Source organism: Streptomyces roseifaciens (genome assembly GCF_001445655.1).
Classification (GTDB): domain Bacteria; phylum Actinomycetota; class Actinomycetes; order Streptomycetales; family Streptomycetaceae; genus Streptomyces; species Streptomyces aureoversilis.
The window spans coordinates 3,551,514-3,572,035 of sequence record NZ_LNBE01000004.1; the positions used below are offsets into that span (position 1 = coordinate 3,551,514).

General features: G+C 72.4%; 18 protein-coding genes. 4 read left to right on the plus strand and 14 right to left on the minus strand.

Annotation, left to right across the window (positions count from 1 at the left end; all coding sequences use genetic code 11):
* Positions 1–22: 22 nt before the first annotated feature.
* Positions 23–3,334, minus strand: coding sequence for a serine protease (locus tag AS857_RS32980; protein ID WP_144440914.1), 3,312 nt, complete (start codon positions 3,332–3,334; stop codon positions 23–25).
* A 255-nt stretch (positions 3,335–3,589) separates the two neighbouring features.
* A complete protein-coding gene (locus AS857_RS32985; RefSeq protein WP_079110785.1) occupies positions 3,590–4,585 on the minus strand; it encodes a MerR family transcriptional regulator in 996 nt (331 codons plus the stop codon).
* Positions 4,586–4,732: 147 nt separating this feature from the next.
* Between AS857_RS32985 and AS857_RS32990 the strand changes: the two genes are divergently transcribed.
* A complete protein-coding gene (locus AS857_RS32990) occupies positions 4,733–4,972 on the plus strand; it encodes a chaplin (protein WP_058046801.1) in 240 nt (79 codons plus the stop codon).
* Positions 4,973–5,164: 192 nt separating this feature from the next.
* On the opposite strand, the gene AS857_RS42160 is transcribed toward AS857_RS32990, so the two are convergent.
* The 4 genes from AS857_RS42160 to AS857_RS33010 form a co-directional block, all read right to left on the minus strand.
* Positions 5,165–5,662, minus strand: a complete 498-nt coding sequence (locus tag AS857_RS42160; RefSeq protein WP_338058289.1) for a hypothetical protein — start codon at positions 5,660–5,662, stop codon at positions 5,165–5,167.
* 144 nt (positions 5,663–5,806) lie between these two features.
* Positions 5,807–6,991 (minus strand): helix-turn-helix domain-containing protein, encoded by a 1,185-nt coding sequence (locus tag AS857_RS33000; RefSeq protein ID WP_058046802.1) that lies wholly within the window; start codon positions 6,989–6,991, stop codon positions 5,807–5,809.
* Between the two features lie 94 nt (positions 6,992–7,085).
* Positions 7,086–7,397: a hypothetical protein gene (locus tag AS857_RS33005; protein WP_058046803.1), complete on the minus strand. Its 312-nt coding sequence runs from the start codon at positions 7,395–7,397 to the stop codon at positions 7,086–7,088.
* A gap of 130 nt (positions 7,398–7,527) precedes the next feature.
* Complete coding sequence (locus tag AS857_RS33010; protein ID WP_058046804.1) at positions 7,528–8,952, minus strand: MFS transporter; 1,425 nt, start codon at positions 8,950–8,952, stop codon at positions 7,528–7,530.
* Positions 8,953–9,041: 89 nt separating this feature from the next.
* On the opposite strand from AS857_RS33010, the gene AS857_RS33015 reads away from it, so the two are divergent.
* Positions 9,042–9,845: a helix-turn-helix transcriptional regulator gene (locus AS857_RS33015; protein ID WP_058046805.1), complete on the plus strand. Its 804-nt coding sequence runs from the start codon at positions 9,042–9,044 to the stop codon at positions 9,843–9,845.
* Between the two features lie 25 nt (positions 9,846–9,870).
* Here AS857_RS33015 and AS857_RS33020 read toward each other — a convergent pair whose 3' ends face one another.
* The 3 genes from AS857_RS33020 to AS857_RS33030 all read right to left on the minus strand — a co-directional run bounded on the left by AS857_RS33020 (position 9,871) and on the right by AS857_RS33030 (position 12,417).
* Positions 9,871–10,239, minus strand: a complete 369-nt coding sequence (locus AS857_RS33020; protein ID WP_058046806.1) for a holo-ACP synthase — start codon at positions 10,237–10,239, stop codon at positions 9,871–9,873.
* Entirely contained in the window at positions 10,236–12,083 is a 1,848-nt protein-coding gene (gene glmS, locus AS857_RS33025) for a glutamine--fructose-6-phosphate transaminase (isomerizing) (protein WP_058046807.1), read from the minus strand. Before glmS ends, AS857_RS33020 begins: the two co-directional genes overlap by 4 nt.
* A gap of 106 nt (positions 12,084–12,189) precedes the next feature.
* Positions 12,190–12,417, minus strand: a complete 228-nt coding sequence (locus AS857_RS33030; RefSeq protein WP_245700596.1) for a hypothetical protein — start codon at positions 12,415–12,417, stop codon at positions 12,190–12,192.
* A gap of 227 nt (positions 12,418–12,644) precedes the next feature.
* Between AS857_RS33030 and coaA the strand changes: the two genes are divergently transcribed.
* Positions 12,645–13,637, plus strand: a complete 993-nt coding sequence (coaA, locus tag AS857_RS33035) for a type I pantothenate kinase (protein ID WP_058046809.1) — start codon at positions 12,645–12,647, stop codon at positions 13,635–13,637.
* A gap of 91 nt (positions 13,638–13,728) precedes the next feature.
* On the opposite strand, the gene glmM is transcribed toward coaA, so the two are convergent.
* The 4 genes from glmM to AS857_RS33055 form a co-directional block, all read right to left on the minus strand.
* On the minus strand, positions 13,729–15,087 hold the full coding sequence (gene glmM / locus AS857_RS33040) for a phosphoglucosamine mutase (RefSeq protein ID WP_058046810.1): 1,359 nt from the start codon (positions 15,085–15,087) through the stop codon (positions 13,729–13,731).
* A gap of 195 nt (positions 15,088–15,282) precedes the next feature.
* Positions 15,283–15,792 (minus strand): 30S ribosomal protein S9, encoded by a 510-nt coding sequence (gene rpsI, locus AS857_RS33045; RefSeq protein ID WP_058046811.1) that lies wholly within the window; start codon positions 15,790–15,792, stop codon positions 15,283–15,285.
* 46 nt (positions 15,793–15,838) lie between these two features.
* The gene (rplM, locus tag AS857_RS33050) at positions 15,839–16,285 is read right to left on the minus strand and encodes a 50S ribosomal protein L13 (RefSeq protein WP_030368385.1); all 447 of its coding nucleotides are present in this window, start codon (positions 16,283–16,285) and stop codon (positions 15,839–15,841) included.
* A 284-nt stretch (positions 16,286–16,569) separates the two neighbouring features.
* A complete protein-coding gene (locus AS857_RS33055; RefSeq protein WP_058046812.1) occupies positions 16,570–18,189 on the minus strand; it encodes an ABC-F family ATP-binding cassette domain-containing protein in 1,620 nt (539 codons plus the stop codon).
* A 65-nt stretch (positions 18,190–18,254) separates the two neighbouring features.
* Between AS857_RS33055 and AS857_RS33060 the strand changes: the two genes are divergently transcribed.
* A complete protein-coding gene (locus AS857_RS33060; protein ID WP_245700598.1) occupies positions 18,255–19,337 on the plus strand; it encodes a hypothetical protein in 1,083 nt (360 codons plus the stop codon).
* 271 nt (positions 19,338–19,608) lie between these two features.
* Here AS857_RS33060 and AS857_RS33065 read toward each other — a convergent pair whose 3' ends face one another.
* On the minus strand, positions 19,609–20,439 hold the full coding sequence (locus tag AS857_RS33065) for a hypothetical protein (protein ID WP_058046813.1): 831 nt from the start codon (positions 20,437–20,439) through the stop codon (positions 19,609–19,611).
* Between the last annotated feature and the right edge of the window lie 83 nt (positions 20,440–20,522).

Below are 20,522 nucleotides of genomic sequence, written 5' to 3' on the forward strand. Positions count from 1 at the left end.
TGCAGTTCCTCCGCCGACGGCGCTAGTAGCTGATCCAAACTTCGGAGCCCTCAGGCAGCGCGTCCTTGTTGATGACCGGGCCCGAGTGCTGGACGTGCACTTCGACCGGGCCCGGATTGCCCAGTAGCGACAGGTCGAGAGTGGCGTCCTGGGTGCCCAGGTCCGGGTCGATGAGATAGATCCTCTTGAGCCGGGGGTAAACACGATGCACCTGGGCCAGTCCGGTGAGGCCGAAAGCCTTGTTCAGCTGGAGTTCTTCCACCTGTGGCACCGGTTCGGCTTCCGCCAGGGCTCTCAGGTCCTCTCCGAAGGCCGTCAGGAACCGGAGCCTCGGCAGTGATTCCAGGGCGACCCGTTGCCTGTAACCGTCGGTGGCATGGACCGCAAGCTGCTCCAGCCCGGGATGACCCTCCAGGCTCGACAGCAGCAAGGAGGCAGAGGCTCCCGCCCCGAGGTGCAGGTAGCGAAGTCCCGGAGGCAGTGACAACTCCGGGGAGCGTGACGCGGCCGCCGTCTGATTCCACTCCAGAGTCAGGTCGTACAGCATCGGCATGCGCTCCAGCGCATCGAGACCATCGGGTCGCTCCCTCAGCCACAGTCTGAGCTGCCGTAGCGCCCTCCCGTCCAGCTCATCCAAATGGACAACGCGTTCGGACTCGACGACGCGCAGAACACGTAGCGAACAGCAATCGCGCAACGTCCGCAGGTCGACCTCGTCCTGGTCCCGGAAAGTCACATCGGCGAGAACCGGCGTGGCCAGATCCATCAGGTCACCGGCAAGCCGACCGCGGACCGCTACGCGAGGCCGTCCGCCGAGCTGCTTCAGCACGGTGAGGTGTTCCCGCGATTTCACTACGAATTCGAGCTCGTCATGGGCATCGCCTTCGTATGCCAACCGGCTGATGACTGCAGCCCCGTAGGACTCGGCCGCGAACCGGTCCCATGCCCACGCAAGCTGCGCCCGTACTCTCAGGGACGGATGGCCCGCGTACAGCGAGAGCAGCGGCACCGCCTTCTCGTCGGCCACCGCCGTCGCCGCGACCACCACCGCATAGGCGACGTCATCCGTCAGCCCCTCGGGACCCGGCAGGAGATCCAGCACTACCCGCCCCGCCGCGGCGAGCTCCTTGGCAGCCGCCAAGTCCCCCGGCGGTACGAGCTCCGCCGCCGCCTTCTCCACGCGGGCGCGGACCTCCCAGTCGACCTCCGTCGCGTGTTCGAGGCACGCCGCGGCGAGGAGGTGGAGGCGGGCGCGGTGGCCCGGTTCCTTGTCGCCGCGTTCCAGCAGCAGGCGCAGAAGCTCCGCGCGGGCGCGCGGCGGGGCGTGGCCGACGGCCATGCGGAGGACGTCCTCCCACTGGTCGTCGTGGGCGTGGTGGACCAGGACGTCGAAGTCCCAGTCGTCCACGGCGGCCTGGGCGCCGAGGTAGTCCTGGAAGGTGCGGTGGATGAAGTCGAGGGTCTCGTTCGTGGGGCGGCGCAGGAGGCCGCTGCGCAGGACGAGGTGGCGCAGTATGTCCTCGGCGCTGCCGCGGGCGGCCACGGCCGGCATGGCGGGCAGGGCCCGGTCGAGGATCTCGACGGCCTTGTGCCACTCGATGACCGTACGGCCGTTGCGGATCAGCCAGTAGGCGATCTTCTGCAGCAGGGCGACCTGCTGACCGTGCTCCAGCTCCGGGCCGTCCTCGCCGACGACCACGCCCCGCTCGCGGTCGCGCCGGACGAGCAGCAGCTCCAGGGCGGCGCGGTAGAGCTCCATGCGGCCGTGCGGGAGATAGCCCTTGCGGGAGCGGTTGAGGGCGCAGATCAGGGCGCACATCAGGGGGTTGGTGGCGAGCATGCCGAGGTCGCGCTTGGTGACGACGGCGGTGGTGAGGGAGTCGCGGAACGCGCGCAGGGGCTCGTGGTGGTGCGCGCCCGCGGCGTCGTGCCAGCGGCCGATGAACGAGACGACGTCGCCGCGGCTCATGGGGAGCAGTTCCAGCTCGGTGAAGCCGGCGTCGGCGAGCCAGCCTTCCCTGACGGCGGAGGGGCGGGTGGTGATGACGTAGCGGGCGTCGGGGTAGGCGGCGAGGAGGTCCTTCACCCAGGCCAGGGTGCGGCGGCGGTCGGCCTCGGGGACCTCGTCCACGCCGTCGATCAGCAGCAGCGCGGTGCCTTCGGTGAGCCTGCGGGTCACCCAGCCCTGGGCGGCGGGCAGCCCGGCGAGCGGGCCTGCGGCCGAGGCCAGGAACTCCTCGGGCTGCGGGAGTTCGCCGCGGCGGATGAGCGTACGGAGGGGGAGGGTGAGCGGCATGCAGCCGCTGAGGTGGCCGAGGCCGGGCGGCAGGTCGCCGCGGGCGGTGATGGTGGCGAGCCACTGCAGCAGCGTCGTCTTGCCGGAGCCGGCGGCGCCGCGCAGGAGCACGCGGCGGCGGCCTGCGAGGGCTTCCTCGGCGCGCTTGGGGGAGGGCGTGGAGTTCTCGGGGAGCCACTCCCCCATCGCTCCGGCCTCGGCGCCGCCCGCGCCGCGTGCCGCGCCGCCGGTCAGTTCCAGGCTCAGGTAGGCGGCGTCCAGGGGCCAGGTCTCGCCCTCGCCGTCGGAGAGGGTCAGGCCGATGATCGTCAGTTCGCCGGACTTCTCGACGATGTAGTCGCGCAGGCGCCGTTCGAAGGCCTCGATCTCCAGCTGCCGCGGCGAGGCGAGGGAGCGGGACTCGGGCTTGTGGCCCACGAGCAGGCATTCGCTGAGGAACGCGAAGTCCTGCCAGAGCGTGGCGGACGGGGTGACCGTGAGCCGCCCGTGCCGCCAGCCGCTCGGGTCGGCGCAGACCACGCCGGCGAGCAGGCCGTCCACGAAGACGGCGGCGCCGGACATCCCGGCCCACGGCGAACCGCCGTCGGCGGGCGGCTGCGGGGGCCCGTACTCGCTGTCGAGGACGTGCCGGCCGCTGAGCAGGTTGCTGCCCGGCTTGAGGGAGCCGACGATCTGCTCGGTGTCGAGCTCGCCGGCTTCGTCGCGCTGGACGTGCGGGAAGCCGATGGCCTGGGCGCCGGGCCAGACCCTCAGGTCGTAGGCGCGGCCCCAGACGAGGGGTTCGAAGGATTCGGCGACGTCCTCGGAGACGAGGTCCCGCTCGCCGACGAGCAGGGCGACGTCGCAGCGGCGGTTGTCGTCGCGCGCCCAGACCACTCTGCAGCGGACCTGCCCGACGCCGCCGGGGACGATCACCCGCGGGTTCGCGCAGTCACCGACCACGTGTGCGGCCGTCAGCACCAGGTTCGGGGCGAGGAGGTATCCGCTGCCCTGATTCCGTCCGAATACCGCTGCGATACGTTCCTTCGCCGGGTGCACCACTGTCCCCTCCGCGCGCGTTTTCCGCCAACCGACGATACGTCAGGAGGGCTGGCGTGACAGGAGGTTCCCCGCAAGTGCGGACGACATCTCCGGGGCGCCAGTGCCGCGTCCGTTTCCCGTCGGTCCCGCGGCCCGGGGCCCGCGGACGCCAACCCGGCGGACCCCGCGAAGAACCCGGACGGGGCAGGCACCCGGCCCGGTGCGCCGACGAGGGCGCACCGGGCCGGACCCTGCGAACGGACAGGGTGGGCCCTACCCCCGCACCCCGGCCCGCAGCGCGGCCGTGAACCACTCCGTGGCCGGCTCCATGTCCGGCAGCGCCCAGCCGTTGATCACGGCGACGAGCCGCCAGTACTTGCCGTAGCGCGGGTCGTTGCCGGTCTCCAGCCTCTCCAGCAGCCAGGCCCGGAACTCCGGCCCGTCCTCGCGGCGCGACACCTCCGCGAGGGCGGCGGCGAGCTCGTCGACGTACGGCCGGGCCGCGGGGCTGTCCGGGGCGACCCCGGCCTTCCGCGCCTCGGCCGTACGCTCCTTGATCACCTGCGCGGCGTGCTTCGTCCGCTCGCCGTCGGGGCGCCCGGACTCCCGCCAGGCCCGCGTCTGGTCCTCGGCCGCGCGGCGGATCCCGGCCCGGAAGTCCTCGTCCCGGACGAGCTCCGCGAGCTCCACCCAGGCGTCGAGCTGCTCCTGCGAGGGGTCCTCCGGCAGCCGGGGCATGCCGTTGCGCATCGAGGCGAGGAAGTCCGGGTCGACGTCCAGGCCCTCGAAGGCGCTGTCGATGAATTCGTCGATCAGGCGGCGTCGTTCCTGCTCGGACAGGGTTGCGAGCTTGTGCATGAGTTCCAGCTCCTCGGGTGTCGACCCGCGCCCGGCCACCGCCCGCAGCACGGCCTGACGCAACCGCAAGGTGCGGATCTGCACGTCCAGGGCCTCGGCGTGGACGGCCGCGACCTCGGGGACGGTGATCTCCCTCTCCAGCACCTGCCGGATGACGGGGAGCCCCACGCCGAGGTCGCGCAGCGTCCGCACGAGGCCGAGGCGCGCGAGCGCGTCGGGATCGTAGAGGCGGTAGCCCGCGGGTGTGCGGTCGGTCGGCGGCACCACGCCCGTGTCGGACCAGAACCGGATGGTCCTGACCGTCAGCCCGGTCAGCCGGGCCAGTTCCCCGATGGAGTGCAGGGAGTGCGGGGATTCCGGGGATTCCGGGGGTTCCCGGGAATCCCGGGAGTACGAGGTGTCGTCGTCCATGTCCCTCACCTTGGAGTCTCCGGTCGCTGGAGAGTCAACAACGGATTCGCGGGCGGTCGATTACGGCACACCCGGCAAATGAGACAAAAAGGGAGAAGTGTGCGGGAGACTTGCCCGCACATCGACCCCCCATCCCCGGGAGTTCCCATGACACCCACCACCAAGGCCGCCGGCGCGGCAGCCGCCGCCACGCTCCTCGCCGCCGCGGGCGCCGGCGCGGCCACCGCCGACAGCGTCGCGGTCGGCACCGCGCACAAGTCCCCCGGCGTGATCTCGGGCAACGTGATCCAGATCCCCATCCACGTGCCCATCAACCTGTGCTCCCTCACCCTCGACGTCGTCGGCCTGCTCAACCCGGCCTCCGGCAACGTCTGCATCAGCGACTAGCTCCGCAAAAAGCCCCGCCCGCGCGCCTCCGGAGGAGGAACACACGGACGGGGCTGTGGTGACGCCCCTCAGACGAGCGTGATCCCGGCCTGGGCCTTGATGGTGTCCACGGCCTCGCGGATGAGCAGCCGAAGGGGCACGACGGTCCACCGGCCGCCCTTGCGCATGATCACGGCCTTGCCGTGCCGCGGTTCACCCGCCGTTCCCCCACCGGCTCGCCCGGTTCGCCTCCGCGACCTTCGCGCTCAGCTGCTCGGCCTCCGTGGCGGGGCGCAGCAGGGCCGGTTCCGCCTCCCAGGCTTCGCCACCGGCGGGCGGGCGCAGGCGCAGACGGGCGCCTTCCGCGGCGACGACCTGGGCCAGTCTTCCGCCGCGCGTGTCCACGACGAACGCCCCGACTGCGGGCGTTGCGCGCTCCGCGCGGGTTGAGCACGTGCACGTGAGCAGGGAATGCCTGGGCCTGAGGTCGATGCCGTGGGCCGTCGCCCATACGTAGACGCCGCACGCGGCGGGCTTCTCTTGCGCGGCCGGGGGTACGGCCGGGACGGCGGGCGCGCCGGGCGCCGCCGGGGCGGCCGGTACGGCCGGTACGCCCGGGGCGGCCTGAGCCGACGCGGCGGGTTCCTGCCCGGCGGCCGGTTTACGGCCGATCCTCAGCCGGGCGGCGAGGCGGCGGATAGTGTGGCGCATGTCGACGCTCCTGTGTGGCGTGGGCCGTGCCCCCGGGCCGTTCGCGCGGTCGCGGGGGTCCTTCCGACCACCACAGAGTGACGACACAACAGAGCCGGAACTACCAGGAGTTGCTGATAGCTCCGGCCATCACCTCGCCGTGCGTCACCTGCCCAGCCAGGCCCCGTAGTTGCTGAACGTCTCGGGCATCCGCCGCTTCGCCGACTCCAGCCCCGCGAACGTCTCCCGCACCGTCGGGTGGTAGCGCGTCTGCTGCGGCGCCACCTTCCGGGCCAGCTGCAGGTTCCTGAAGGCGGCGTCCGTGCGGCCGGTCCAGAGCTCGGCCCGGGCGACCTCGGTGTAGTGGTGTGCCCGGCGGGACGGCGGCCAGGCATCGGGGATCGCCGTCTCCTCGGCTGCGCGCACGGCCTCCGGGTACCGGTCCAGTTCGGCGAGGACGCTCACGTGGTGCGCCCCGACGTTGGTCGGCCCGAAGGACAGCCAGTGCACCTTCCCCGCCTCCCCGGTGCGCTCCGCGATCCGCCGCGCCTCGTCCAGATGCCCCGTGGCGGCGTCCCCGTCCTTGTCGCGGCCCGCGAGCACGGCGGCGCCCAGGTGCAGCTGGCCCGTGACGACGTCGCGCACCCGCCCCGCCTCGGCCTGCGCCAAGGTGGACATGCCGAGCCGTACGAGCCGCTTGCCCGTGCGGTAGTCGCTGGCGCGGAGGTAGGCCAGGGCCCGCAGGTACTGGCGCATCCCGCCGAGAACCGGGTCCGAGGCGCGCTGCGCGGCCCACTCCAGCCGGTCCAGCGCGACCGTGCAGAGGTCGAGGAAGCCGAGCTTCGTGGTCACGTCGTACGCCGTCCGGTACGTGCTGGCCAGGACGCGCCAGCTGCGGTCGCCGGGGGAGGCGTGCGCCGCCGTGGTGGCCTCGTGGATCAGCCCCGGCAGGGCGGCGGCGACCTGCTTGATGTTCGTCGCGCGGACCATGGCGCACAGCTCGTCGGCATGTGCCTCCAGCTCTGCCGGGGGGCGGGGCGTGACGTCCGGGTCGGGCCCGAGGTCGTAGACGTCCAGCGCCTCCCGGATCGGCTGGATCAGCCCGTCCAGCTGGTCCGCCCGCAGTTCGTCGAGGTAGGGCTGGCCGGTCAGTTCGGTGACGGGCAGGGACAGCGCCCGGGCCAGCGCCCCGATGACCGACGGGCTCGCGGGCAGGGCGCCCTGCTCGACCTTGGTCAGGGCGCTGTAGGAGACGTGGGCCAGGTCCGACAACTCGCGCTGGGTCAGGCGCCGGACCTTGCGCGCGCGGGCGATGCGCGCGCCGGTGTGCTCGTCATTGCGCGGGGGCATACGTGGCTCCGTTTCTGACGTGACACGGAAACCGTACCTCTGCCCACCGACAGCGGGACCGCGAACGGCCCCCGTCCCGGGGGCCGTTCGTGCGCTAGAGGTCCGCGTCGACGGAAACCCTCGTCCCCTCGGCGTCGCTGCCGATTTCGGATGACACGGGCCCGAGGAAGCCCCCGGCGTTCTGCGTATTCGCCAGAAGGTTCAGCTGGACCGGGCCGGGGCTGATGTTCCGGATGAGGAGCGACTTATGAAGGTCGAGGAGCGCCTGGTTCGACGTGCCGGCCACCCCTTGGGAGGAGGACGCCGTGACGGCATCAACGGCAATGAACGTTCCCCCTGCCAGGACGGCAACCGCTGCGATCGCCGCAGCCGCCCACTTGGGCAGTACGACATTCGGAAGGTGCATAGGAATCCCCCTGTTCGACGGGAAAGCCATGTGACCAGTTGATACCCATGCAGATCAGCCACGCCCGCAGCGATGCGCGTACGCGCCACGGCGCACCACCGCACGCCGTACAGCAGGAGTCTCTCCCTTCCTACCGCCGCTCCGGCAGCCCCGACCCCCGTAGCAGCCAGAAGATCAGCCCGCACAGCGCCACGTCGAAGCCCAGCGCAGCGGCCAGCGCGTGGCCGTAGGGCACGGCACCCTCCGCGCCGCCGAGCGTGCCGTAGTAGAGGACGCCCACCACCGCCACTCCCACCGCGCCGCCGACCTGCTGGCCGGTGGAGAGGATGCCCGAGGCCATGCCCGTCTCCTCCGGGGCGATGCGGGAGAGGACGAAGCCCACCAGCGGGGTGACGAACAAGCCGTAGCCCGCGCCGATCAGGAGCAGGCACGGGGCCAGCAGCCACCCGGACAGGTGCGCGCCCGCGCTCCACGTCACCGCGATGGTCACCGCGAAGCCCACCGCGGCGACGGCCACGCCCGACGGCAGCGTCGAGCGTCCGGACCGGCCCGCGGCCATGCTGCCCGCGAAGAAGGCGGCTGCGAAGGGGAGGTAGACGAGCGCCGCACCCAGCGGGCTCATCCCGAGGCCGTCCTGCACCGTCAGCGAGAGCACCAGGAAGAAGGAGTTGATGCCGGAGTAGGCCAGCAGCACAAGGGCCATCCCCAACGCGAACGCCCGCTCGCGCAGCAGGCCCAGCCGTATCAGCGGCGCCCCGCCCGCCGCCTCCGTACGCCGCTCGACCTGCGCGAACGCGGTGAATGCCAGCGCCGAGCCCGCCAGGCTCAGCCACGTCCACCACGGCCAGCCCGCCTCGCGGCCCTCCACCAGCGGTACGACGAGGAGAAAGAGCGCGGCCGTCAGGACGGCCGCGCCCCGCAGGTCCAGCCGCGCACCGCTCGGCCCGCCCGCCCCGCGAACCGACGCCCCGCGCGACTCCGGTACGTACGCCGCCGCCAGCGCGAGCGTCACCGCGCCCACCGGGACGTTGACCCAGAACACCGGGCGCCACGAGCTGCCGAAGAGGTCGGCGGAGACCAGGAAGCCGCCCAGCAGCTGGCCGCTGACGCCCGCCATGCCGATGACCGCCCCCAGCACCCCGAACGCCCGCGCCCGCCCCTCCGCGGGCACCAGCACCTGGATCATCGAGAAGACCTGCGGGAACATCATCGCCGCGCCCAGACCCTGGACCAGGCGCGCACCGATCAGCCCGCCCGCCCCGGGCGCGGCGGCGCACGCCACCGACGCCAGCGTGAACACCCCCGCCCCCGCCAGGAACATCCGCTTGCGGCCGAGGAGGTCGCCCAGCCGGGCGCTGGTGATCAGCGCCGTCGCGTACGTGAGCTGGTAGCCGGCCAGGATCAGCTGGACGTCGGCGTCCGTCGCCCCCAGATCGTCCTGGATGGCCGGTGCCGCCACGAGCACGATGAACGTGTCCAGCACCGCCATGAACACGCCGACGAGGAGAACGGACAGGGGCCGCCAGGGAGTTCGCAGGACAGTCGTGTCAGTCATGCGTATGAGGCTCGCCCTCGCCCCGGCCCCGCTACAGATGCAAATTATGCTGGTGGCGCCGCTACCCCCCAGCCCCGCGCCGAGGAGTCATGGACCGCCGCCGCGCCCTCGCCGACTTCCTCCGCTCGCGCCGCGAGCGCCTCACCCCGCACGACGCCGGCATCCTCCCCGGCCCCCGCCGCCGCACCCCGGGCCTGCGCCGCGAGGAGGTCGCCCAGCTCTCCGGCGTCAGCGTCACCTGGTACACCTGGCTGGAGCAGGCGCGCGACATCACCGTCAGCCGTCAGGTGCTGCACAGCCTCGCCCGGGTGCTGCTCCTCTCCCCCGCCGAGACCCGGCATCTCTTCGCCCTCGCGGAGGGGACGCCGGCGGAAGCACCCGCCGCCCTCACCCCCGCCCTCCAGCGGCTCGTCGACGCCCTCGATCCCCACCCCGCCTATCTCCTCGCCCCCAACTGGGACCTCGTCGCCTGGAACCGCGCCGAAGCCGGCCTCCTCGGCGACCCCGCCGGCTGGGATCCCGCCGACCGCAACCTCCTCCGGTTCGTCTTCCTCGCACCCCGCGCCCGCGACCTGCTCGACGACTGGCCCGGCCAGGCCCGCGCGCTGCTGGAGCAGTACCGCGCGGGCGCCGACCGGCACGCCGGCGACCCGGAGTTCGGCGCGCTCACCCGCGAGCTGGCGGAGCGCAGCGAGGAGTTCCGCACCTGGTGGGACACGCACGACGTCGCCGACTTCCGGCCCGCCCGGCGCGCGTTCAACCACCCGCGCCTGGGCCGCCTCTCCTTCGACTACGTCAAGCTCGCCGCCGCCGACGCACCGGGCCTCAGCCTGGTCGCGTGCCTGCCGGCGGACGACGAGACCGCCGGCAAGCTTCCGCACCTCGGCGGATGACGCCTGCTCATCCGCTGCTTCTCCGCTACTTCTCCGCGATCACCACGGCGGAGGCGACCCCCGCGTCATGGCTCAGCGACACGTGCCACGACGTCACCCCGAGCTCCTCGGCCCGCGCCGCGACCGTGCCCCTGACCACCAGCCGCGGCTGGCCGCTGCTCTCCGTCGTCACCTCGGCGTCCGTCCACAGCAGGTTCCCGGGTGCGCCCAGCGCCTTGGCCACGGCCTCCTTCGCGGCGAAGCGGACCGCGAGGGAGGCGATGCCGCGCCGCTCCCCGCTCGGCAGGTGCAGCTCCCCGTCCGCGAAGAGCCGCGCCGCCAGGCCGGGCGTACGCCTCAGGGCGGCGTCGAAGCGGTCGATCGCGGCGACGTCGATGCCGACTCCGACGATCATTCGACGGTCACCGACTTCGCCAGGTTGCGCGGCTGGTCGACCTCGTTGCCGCGGGCCGTGGCGAGCTCGCACGCGAAGACCTGCAGGGGCACCGTGGCCACCAGCGGCTGCAGCAGCACCGGCGTCTCCGGGATCTCGATGAGGTGGTCGGCGTACGGCCGCACCGCCTCGTCGCCCCGCTCGGCGATCACGATCGTCCGTGCGCCCCGCGCCCGGATCTCCTGGATGTTCGACACGATCTTGTCGTGGAGGACGGACCGGCCGCGCGGCGACGGCACGACGACGACCACCGGCAGGTCGCGCTCGATCAGCGCGATCGGCCCGTGCTTGAGCTCGCCCGCCGCGAAGCCCTCCGCGTGCATGTACGCGAGCTCCTTGAGCTTCAGCGCGCCCTCCAGGGCCACGGGGTAGCCCACGTGGCGGCCCAGGAACAGCACCGTGTTCTTGTCGGCCAGGGAGCGGGCCAGCTCGCGGACCGGCTCCATGGTCTCCAGGACCTCCTCCACCTGACCCGCGATCTGCGAGAGCTCCCGGATCACGGAGACGATCTCGTCGCCCCACTTGGTGCCGCGCACCTGGCCCAGGTACAGCGCGACCAGGTAGCAGGCCACCAGCTGGGTCAGGAACGCCTTCGTCGACGCGACGGCCACCTCCGGGCCCGCGTGCGTGTACAGGACCGCGTCCGACTCGCGCGGGATCGTCGAGCCGTTGGTGTTGCAGATGGCGAGGACCTTCGCGCCCTGCTCCCGCGCGTGCCGCAGGGCCATCAGGGTGTCCATGGTCTCGCCGGACTGGCTGATGGCGATCACCAGCGTCCGCTGGTCCAGGATCGGGTCCCGGTAGCGGAACTCGCTGGCCAGCTCCGTCTCGCAGGGGATGCGGGTCCAGTGCTCGATCGCGTACTTGGCGATCATCCCCGCGTGGTACGCCGTGCCGCACGCCACGATGACGATCTTGTCGGCCTCGCGCAGCACGGACGCCGGGATCCGCACCTCGTCCAGCGACAGCGTCCCCGCGGCGTCGATGCGGCCCAGGAGGGTGTCCGCGACGGCCTTCGGCTGCTCGGCGATCTCCTTGAGCATGAAGTAGTCGTAGCCGCCCTTCTCGGCGGCCGAGGCGTCCCAGTCGACGTGGTACGGACGGACGTCCGCGGGCGCCCCGTCGAAGCCGGTGACGGTCACGCCCTCGCGGCGCAGCTCCACGACCTGGTCCTGGCCGAGCTCGACGGCCTCGCGGGTGTGGGCGATGAAGGCGGCGACGTCGGAGGCGAGGAAGGACTCGCCGTCGCCGAGGCCGACCACGAGCGGGGAGTTGCGGCGCGCGCCGACCACCACGTCCGGCTCGTCCGCGTGCACCGCGACCAGCGTGAACGCGCCCTCCAGCCGGCGGCAGACCTGGCGCATCGACTCGGCCAGGTCGCCGCAGGAGGAGAAGGACTCGGACAGCAGGTGCGCGACGACCTCGGTGTCGGTGTCCGACGCGAGGGCGTGGCCGCGCCCGGCCAGCTCGGCCCGCAGCTCGGCGAAGTTCTCGATGATGCCGTTGTGGACGACGGCGACGCGGCCCGGGTTGTCCAGGTGGGGGTGGGCGTTGACGTCGTTGGGCGCGCCGTGCGTGGCCCAGCGCGTGTGGCCGATGCCGGTCGGGCCGGACGGCAGGGGCCGGTCGGACAGCTCCTTCTCCAGGTTGGCGAGCTTGCCCGCCTTCTTCGCGGCGGCGAGACCGCCGTCGGCCGGCACCGCGACCCCGGCCGAGTCATAGCCGCGGTACTCCAGCCGCCGCAGCCCCGCCAATACGACATCGAGGGCGGACTGCCCTCCCACATAGCCAACGATTCCGCACATGCGGAGCAGGTTACGGCGCGGGCGGCCCCGCTCGTGGCGGCAACGGCACAACCGCCGGCGCGGGCGGCGGGCCGGCGGGGCGTCCGGCGGGCACTCGGCGGGGCCTTCAGCAGCCCCGTTCGATCCTGTCGATGGCGTCCTGCACCATCTCCAGGTACTCGACCTCCTCGCAGCGCGGCTTGCTGCCGAGCTCGTAGCGGTCCAGGCAGTCGTCGAGGTCCTGGGTGAGGTCCTCGTCGGGCAGGTCGTCGGCCAGCTCGGCGCAGACGCGGGCGGCGAAGTCCTCCCGGCCGGCCTCGGCGGATCTCCGGCGCAGGTTTCTGAGGGCGAACACAGACAACACGGCATCCCTACGTGATGCGGCCGCGTGGTGGGGGGGCGTGCGCGTGCGGCCCGCGAGCGGAACGTATTGCCTGACCGGTCAGTAGGTACAGAGGTCTGTGAAAGTTCACCCACCGTTGCGCCCCGTTACCCGCCGTACGAGTCACCCAAATCCCACGAGAACACCCGCTCCCGCCACCCGGAAGTGAGCTCCGGGCGCGACCCGCGCACAATGGGCCCGTGCCGACGACCACAGACCAGCCGCCGCAGCGCCGCCGCGCGGACTCGTCCCCGTACGTGGACCTGACCCGCGCCGAGTGGAGCGCCCTGCGGGAGAACACCCCGCTGCCGCTGACAGCCGACGAGGTCGAGCGGCTGCGCGGCCTCGGGGACGTCATCGACCTGGACGAGGTGCGGGAGGTCTACCTGCCGCTGTCCCGGCTGCTGCACCTGTACGTGGAGGCCACCAGCCAGTTGCGGGGCACGCTGAACACCTTCCTGGGCGACGTGGGCCACGGGCACGGCTCCCAGCCCGGCACGCCCTTCGTCATAGGCGTCGCGGGCAGCGTGGCGGTCGGCAAGTCGACCACCGCGCGCCTCCTGCAGGCGCTGCTGGCCCGCTGGCCCGAGCACCCGCGCGTGGAGCTGGTCACCACGGACGGCTTCCTGCTGCCCAACGCCGAGCTGCAGAGCCGCGGCCTGATGTCGCGGAAAGGTTTCCCCGAGTCCTACGACCGGCGCGCCCTGACCCGCTTCGTCGCCGATGTGAAGGCGGGCAAGGACGAGGTCTCGGCCCCCGTCTACTCCCACCTGATCTACGACATCGTGCCCGGCGAGAAGCTGACCGTGCACCGCCCCGACATCCTGATCATCGAGGGCCTCAACGTCCTCCAGCCGGCCCTGCCCGGCAAGGACGGCCGCACCCGCGTCGGACTCGCCGACTTCTTCGACTTCAGCGTGTACGTGGACGCGCGCGCGGAGGACATCGAGCGCTGGTACTACGAGCGCTTCAAGAAGCTGCGCGCGACGGCCTTCACCGACCCCGACTCCTACTTCCGGCGCTACACCCAGGTCTCCGAGGAGGAGGCCCTGGACTACGCGCGCCGCAACTGGCGCACCATCAACAAGCCCAACCTGCTGGAGAACGTGGCCCCCACGCGCGGCCGGTCGAACCTGATCCTGCGCAAGGGCCCGGACCACAAGGTGCAGCGGCTGTCGCTGCGCAAGCTCTGACGCCGGCCCCCGCGCAACGCACGCCGCCCCGCCCGGAAGCGGTTCCGGGCGGGGCGGCGGAGGCGTACGGCAGCGGGGCCGCGAAGGGCTGCTAGCCCAGGGCCGACTTGACCGCGTCGGCGAGGCGCTGGGCCACGGTGCGCGCCTGCTCGATGTCGGCGGCCTCCACCATCACGCGCACGAGCGGCTCCGTGCCGGACGAGCGCAGCAGCACGCGGCCGGTGGAGCCCAGCTGCGCCTCGGCGTCGGCGACGGCCGCGGCGAGCTCCTCGGAGGAGTTCACACGGGTCTTGTCGACGTCGCGGACGTTGATGAGGATCTGCGGCAGGCGCTCCATAACGGCGGCCAGGTCCGCGAGGGAGCGGCCCGTGGCGGCGACGCGGGCGGCCAGCATCAGGCCGGTCAGGGTGCCGTCGCCGGTCGTGGCGTGGTCGAGGACGATGACGTGCCCGGACTGCTCGCCGCCGAGGGCGAAGCCGTGCGCCTTCATCTCCTCCAGGACGTAGCGGTCGCCGACGGCCGTCTGGACCAGCTCGACGCCCTCGCGCTCCATGGCCAGCTTGAAGCCCAGGTTGGACATGACGGTCGCGACGACGGTGTTCTTGCGCAGCGAGCCGGCCTCGCGCATGGCGAGGGCCAGGACGGCGAGGATCTGGTCGCCGTCGACCTCGTTGCCCTTGTGGTCCACGGCCAGGCAGCGGTCGGCGTCGCCGTCGTGCGCCACGCCCAGGTCGGCGCCGTGCTCGACGACGGCGGCACGCAGCTTGTCCAGGTGCGTGGAGCCGCACTCGTGGTTGATGTTGAGGCCGTCGGGCTCGGTGCCGATCGTGATGACCTCGGCACCGGCGCGGGCGAACGCCTCCGGGGAGACGCGGGCCGCGGCGCCGTGGGCGCCGTCGATGACGACCTTCAGCCCGTCCATGCGGTTGGGGAGGACGCCGATCAGGTGCGCGACGTAGTTGTCGAAGCCCTGGTCGTATTCGCGGACGCGGCCGACGCCGGCACCGGTGGGACGGTCCCAGGGCTCGCCGGAGGCGTGCGCCCGGTAGGTCTGCTCGATGCGGTCCTCGAGCTCGTCGGCGAGCTTGTGGCCGCCGCGGGCGAAGAACTTGATGCCGTTGTCGGGCATGGCGTTGTGGCTCGCGGAGAGCATCACGCCGAGGTCGGCGCCGAGGGCGCCCGTCAGGTAGGCGACGGCGGGCGTGGGCAGCACGCCCACCCGCAGCACGTCGACGCCGGCGCTGGCCAGGCCGGCCACGACGGCGGCCTCCAGGAACTCCCCGGACGCGCGCGGGTCACGGCCCACGACGGCCACCGGGCGGTGGCCCTCGAACGTCCCCGCCTCGGCGAGCACGTGCGCCGCAGCGACCGACAGGCCGAGTGCGAGCTCGGCCGTCAGATCGGCGTTGGCGACGCCGCGCACACCGTCCGTACCGAAGAGTCGTCCCACTGGTGTCCTCCGAAAAACGCGCGGATACGGGGCTTGCCTGTGAACGGGCCCCGCAATCAAAAGTGTCGGGTCCAGAACCGGAACGTTGACTTCAGGTATACGCCGATACGTCCCGGGAGACCGATAGCCGAAACGCCCCGGCGGGCACGGAGCGTGCCGCCGGGGCGTTCGAGCAGAAGCAGCGAAGCCGCGTGATTAGCGCTTGCTGTACTGCGGGGCCTTGCGGGCCTTCTTGAGACCGGCCTTCTTGCGCTCGACCGCACGGTCGTCGCGGCTCAGGAAGCCGGCCTTCTTCAGCGGGCCGCGGTTGTTGTCCACGTCCGCCTCGTTCAGCGCGCGGGCCACGCCGAGGCGCAGGGCGCCGGCCTGGCCGGAAACGCCGCCACCCGAGATGCGGGCGATGACGTCGTAGCGGTCGTCGAGCTCGAGCACCTTGAAGGGCTCGTTGACTTCCTGCTGGTGCACCTTGTTGGGGAAGTAGTCCTCAAGGGTGCGGCCGTTGATCTTCCACTTGCCGGAGCCCGGAACGATCCGGACGCGGGCAATGGCGTTCTTGCGACGGCCCAGGCCGGCAGCCGGCTGCGGGTCGCCGAAGCGGGACGCGAGGGACTCGGAGGTGTACTCCGACTCAACGACCTCGGTCTCGGTGGTGTACTCCTCGACGCCCTCGGTCTCAAGGGGGGTCTCGGCGGTGGTCTCAGCCACGATTCTCCTCAGATGCTTTCTGTCTGGTTCGGCGGTGTGGCCGGGACTAGCCCTGCTTGACCTGGGTGATCTCAAACGGGACCGGCTGCTGGGCGGCGTGCGGGTGCTCGCTGCCCGAGTACACCTTCAGCTTCGAGAGCATCTGACGGCCCAGGGAGTTCTTGGGAACCATGCCCTTGATGGCCTTCTCGACGGCCTTCTCCGGGTTCTTGTCGAGCAGCTCGTCGTAACGAACCGAACGCAGACCGCCCGGGAAGCCCGAGTGGCGGTAGGCCATCTTCTGGGTCTTCTTGTTGCCGGACAGGTGAACCTTGTCGGCGTTGATGATGATGACGAAGTCACCCATGTCCATGTGCGGCGCATACACGGGCTTGTGCTTGCCGCGCAGGAGGTTGGCGGCCTGAGAGGCCAGACGGCCCAGGACGACGTCCTGCGCGTCGATGATGTGCCACTGGCGCTGGACATCGCCGGGCTTGGGGCTGAACGTACGCACGGTCGTAGCCTTCGCTTCTTCGAGTGGGGTATCCCCCAGCTCGTTAAGAGCTAGGGGAAGGGTCCTGACACGGCCCGCCGGAGGCGGCTGCCTGCGAGGGACGCACTCCGGGGACGCAACCCGGGTGCATGCCGCTGGCGGCCACTCTGGTGGGCAAGCGTAAGGGCCCCTCGCGTGAGAACGACCAAGCCAATACGCATAACGAACTCGTAGAGTACCGGGCGCCCACCGGCGGGGTCAAAACACATGGTCTCACCGGCGCCGGGGCGCGGCCACCCGGCCCACTACCGGGCGCGCTCCACGCGCCCCTCGTCCCACACCGGCTCCGGGACCTCCCGGACCCGGCCGTCCGCGCCGAAGACCACGAAACGGTCGAACGAACGAGCGAACCAGCGGTCGTGTGTGACACACAACACCGTCCCCTCGTACGCCTCCAGACCCTCCTGAAGGGCCTCCGCGCTCTCCAGGTCCAGGTTGTCCGTGGGCTCGTCCAGGAGCAGCGCCGTCGTACCCGCCAGCTCCAGCAGCAAGATCTGGAAGCGGGCCTGCTGGCCGCCCGAGAGCTTCTCGAAGGGCTGGTCGCCCTGCTTCTCCAGCTCGTACCGCCGCAGGGCGGACATCGCCCCGCCGCGGTCCTTGGCGTGCTCCGTCCACAGGATGTCGACGAGCGTGCGCCCCATCAGCTCCGGGTGGGCGTGGGTCTGCGCGAAGTGCCCCGGCACGACGCGGGCGCCCAGCTTCCACTCGCCCGTGTGCGCCACGTCCTCCCCGGCCAGGAGCCGCAGGAAGTGGGACTTCCCGGAGCCGTTCGAGCCCAGCACCGCGACCCGCTCGCCGTAGAAGACCTCCAGCCCGAACGGCTTCATCAGGCCGGTCAGCTCCAGGTTCGCGCAGGTCAGGGCGCGCACGCCGGTACGGCCGCCGCGCAGCCGCATCCGGATGTCCTGCTCGCGGGGCGGCTCCGGCGGCGGGCCCGCCTCCTCGAACTTCCGCAGCCGGGTCTGCGCCGCGGCGTACCGCGAGGCCATCTCGTGGCTGACGGCGGCCGCCTGCCGCAGCGTGATCACCAGCTTCTTCAGCTGGGCGTGCTTCTCGTCCCAGCGCCGCCGCAGCTCCTCGAAGCGGGCGAAGCGCTCCTTGCGGGCCTCGTGGTACGTGGCGAAGCCGCCGCCGTGCACCCAGACGTCGCTGCCCGCCGGGCCCGGCTCGACGCTGATGATCTTCTCGGCGGAGCGGGCCAGCAGCTCGCGGTCGTGGGAGACGAAGAGAACCGTCTTCTTCGTCTCGCGCAGCTTCTCCTCCAGCCAGCGCTTGCCGGGGACGTCCAGGTAGTTGTCCGGCTCGTCGAGCAGCAGGACCTCGTCCGTGCCGCGCAGCAGGGACTCCAGGACGAGCCGCTTCTGCTCACCGCCGGAGAGCGTGCGCACCTGGCGCCACTGCGCCTTCTCGAACGGGACGCCGAGCGCGGCCATGGTGCACATGTCCCACACGGTCTCGGCCTCGTAGCCACGGGCCTCGGCCCAGTCGGACAGGGCCTGCGCGTAGGCCATCTGCGCGGCCTCGTCGTCCCGCTCCATGATCGCGACCTCGGCGGCGTCCACCGCCTCCGCCGCCTCGCGGATGCGCGGCTGGGCGACGGAGACCAGCAGGTCACGGACCGTACGGTCGTCCCGCACCGAGCCCACGAACTGCGGCATCACGCCGAGGCCGCCGCTGACCGAGACCGTGCCGCCGTGCGGCTGCAGCTCGCCGGCGATCAGGCGCAGCAGCGTGGTCTTGCCGGCGCCGTTGGCACCGACGAGGGCGACCGCGGCGCCTTCGCCGACGCGGAAGGAGACATCGCCGAGGAGCACCCTCCCGTCCGGGAGGTAGTACTCCAGATGTGCCGCTTCCACATGTCCCATGGGCGGGATTCTCCCTGCTCGCCGAGGGGGCGACCAACCCGTTTTCGCGGTTTACGATGCACGCCATGAGTTTTGGGCAGGCAGGGCCGTACGGGCCCCCGGGGGATCCGCAGCAGCCGCACCAGCAGCCGGGTCCGCCCCCGGGGCCGCCGCCGATGCCGCCGGCCGGGCAGTTCGGGCCGCCGCCGGACCTGTCGCCGCAGCCCCAGCAGCCCCAGCAGCCCGCGGCGCCGCAGCCCCTGCCTCAGCAGGCGCAGCCGCAGACTCAGCCGGTGCCCCAGCAGCCCGTGCCGCCCGCACCGCCCGCACCGTGGGCCTCCGCCCCCGGCCAGGCCTCGCAGACCCCCGACTGGGACGCCCTCGCCGACACCACCGCGGCCCGCGGCCGGCGCCGCAAGTGGCTGCTGATCGGTGGCGGCGCGCTGGCCACGGTCGCCGTCGCCGGCACCGTGGCGGCCCTCGTCGTCGGTTCGCACAAGGGCGGCAAGTCCGCCTCCGGCCTGCCGTCGCCGCAGAAGCTGCCGAGCTCCTCCGGCTCGCCCGAGCCGTCGTTCTCGCAGGTCGCGCCGCCGCCTCCGCCCAATCCCCGCGACTTCATAGCCAGCGCGGAAAAGGACAAGGCGCCGCTCAGCACGAAGACGCTCTTCCCGCACAGCAAGCCCTCCCTCGACAAGCGCAAGTACGACCGCGTCGACACGGCCACGACCGAGGACTGCGCCTCGGCGACGCAGGGCGGCCTCGGCTCCGTCCTCGCCGACAACGGCTGCCGGAAGGTGATGCGGGCGACGTACAAGCGGGACGGGGTGGCGGTGACGGTCGGCGTGGCCGTCTTCGACACGAAGGCCGCGGCCGACAAGGCCAAGGAGCAGTCCACCGGGAACATCGCCTCCCTGCCGGGCGACGGCCCCGCCTTCTGCCGGGCCACGGCCTGCCGCCTGACCGCCAATGCGGAGGGGCGCTACGCGTACTTCACCGTGGCCGGCTACCTGAACGGCAAGGCCGTCCCCGACGACGACAAGGACGCCCTGCAGGCGGGCCGCGACGTGGCGGGCTACACGTTCCGCCGCATCATGGCCCGCGCAAACTCCCAGGCAGCAGCATCAGTGGCCTCGGCCACCCCGTCCCCGGGCAACAAGAAGGAGGCGTAGGCGGGGCGCCGGACCGGCAGCGCCGGCAAGCCCTGCCCCACGCAGCGCCGCCCGGGCCGGCAGGCCCCGGTGGCGCCGACGGGCGCTGCACTGCTCTCTGCCGCAGGCAGAAACCCCCGCCGCAACGGCGCCCAGCCCCCACCGGACAGCCCGGCGGTGCCGAACCCACCCGAGGCCGTACGGCACCGCCGGACACCACCATCGTGGCCGCGCACCGCCGCGGCGGATTCAAGGGCGCGAGCACACCCTCAACCGCCCGGGCCGGCACACGTCACCCGCCGTCGCCACCGTCCCCCGCCTCCCCGCCCTCCCCCACCGCCATCGGCGAGGAGGGCGGCGGCACGGTCGGGGCCTTTTGTTCCGCGCGTTCGAGTTTGGCGATCTGGGCGTCGACGAGTTCGGGCGGGATCTCGACGTCCTCGGGGTCGGACAGGCTGGTGGCGAAGAACATCGCGAGCGTGGCGCCCGAGCGCACGACCGTGATCAGGCTCGGCGCCCGCTCCGCCGCGTTCTCCAGCCGGTAGGCCACCGCCTCGTCCCCCAGCCGGGGCGCCGTGAGCGTCCGGACCGCCCGGAACTCCTGGGGTTCGCCCTCCCCGGTGCGCATGCGGAAGCCGCCCGCGCAGCCGGCCGCGGCGGACCGCAGCCCGTCGAGGGTGGAGAGGGCGCCGTCGCCGCGGTAGGTGGAGACGCGGATCATTCCCATGAGGCCCTCGAAGTCGAGGTCCTCGCCGGCCTTGGCGAAGGTGTTGACGACGGACGCGGCCGGCGCGGGCCGGGGCCGGGAGCCGAGGGCCTCGACGAGGGGCCGGCAGGAGGCGTCGTCGGCGACGGGCCGCCCGCCGCCGGCCGCCCAGCTGCTCGCGCGCTCGATCTGGAAGCCGGGGACCTCGCGCGGCCCCAGCTCGACATGTCTGAGCTGGGAGGAGCTCAGTATCCGTACGGCACCGCGCGTGTCCTTGGCCTCGCCGCGTCCGCCGCCGCGGCCGCCTCCTCCGCCGGAGCCGCCGTTGCCGTCGAGTCCGCCGTCGCCGCCACTGCCGCCGCATCCCGCCGTCAGCCCGAGGGCCACGACCGCGGAGACCGCCACCATCGCCTTCACAGGGCACAGCCTCCCAGCGCCTGCGGGGTCCGTCCCCGCGCCACGCCCGGCCACCCGGTTACCCTCTGGACTGCCGTTCGACG

Bases quoted from the DNA above. Each gene is read 5' to 3' on its own strand.
- AS857_RS32985 (WP_079110785.1), bottom strand. From the start codon at position 4,585: ATGGACGACGACACCTCGTACTCCCGGGATTCCCGGGAACCCCCGGAA.
- AS857_RS32990 (WP_058046801.1), top strand. From the start codon at position 4,733: ATGACACCCACCACCAAGGCCGCCGGCGCGGCAGCCGCCGCCACGCTC.
- AS857_RS42160 (WP_338058289.1), bottom strand. From the start codon at position 5,662: ATGCGCCACACTATCCGCCGCCTCGCCGCCCGGCTGAGGATCGGCCGT.
- AS857_RS33000 (WP_058046802.1), bottom strand. From the start codon at position 6,991: ATGCCCCCGCGCAATGACGAGCACACCGGCGCGCGCATCGCCCGCGCG.
- AS857_RS33005 (WP_058046803.1), bottom strand. From the start codon at position 7,397: ATGCACCTTCCGAATGTCGTACTGCCCAAGTGGGCGGCTGCGGCGATC.
- AS857_RS33010 (WP_058046804.1), bottom strand. From the start codon at position 8,952: ATGACTGACACGACTGTCCTGCGAACTCCCTGGCGGCCCCTGTCCGTT.
- AS857_RS33015 (WP_058046805.1), top strand. From the start codon at position 9,042: ATGGACCGCCGCCGCGCCCTCGCCGACTTCCTCCGCTCGCGCCGCGAG.
- AS857_RS33020 (WP_058046806.1), bottom strand. From the start codon at position 10,239: ATGATCGTCGGAGTCGGCATCGACGTCGCCGCGATCGACCGCTTCGAC.
- glmS (WP_058046807.1), bottom strand. From the start codon at position 12,083: ATGTGCGGAATCGTTGGCTATGTGGGAGGGCAGTCCGCCCTCGATGTC.
- AS857_RS33055 (WP_058046812.1), bottom strand. From the start codon at position 18,189: ATGGGACATGTGGAAGCGGCACATCTGGAGTACTACCTCCCGGACGGG.
- AS857_RS33060 (WP_245700598.1), top strand. From the start codon at position 18,255: ATGAGTTTTGGGCAGGCAGGGCCGTACGGGCCCCCGGGGGATCCGCAG.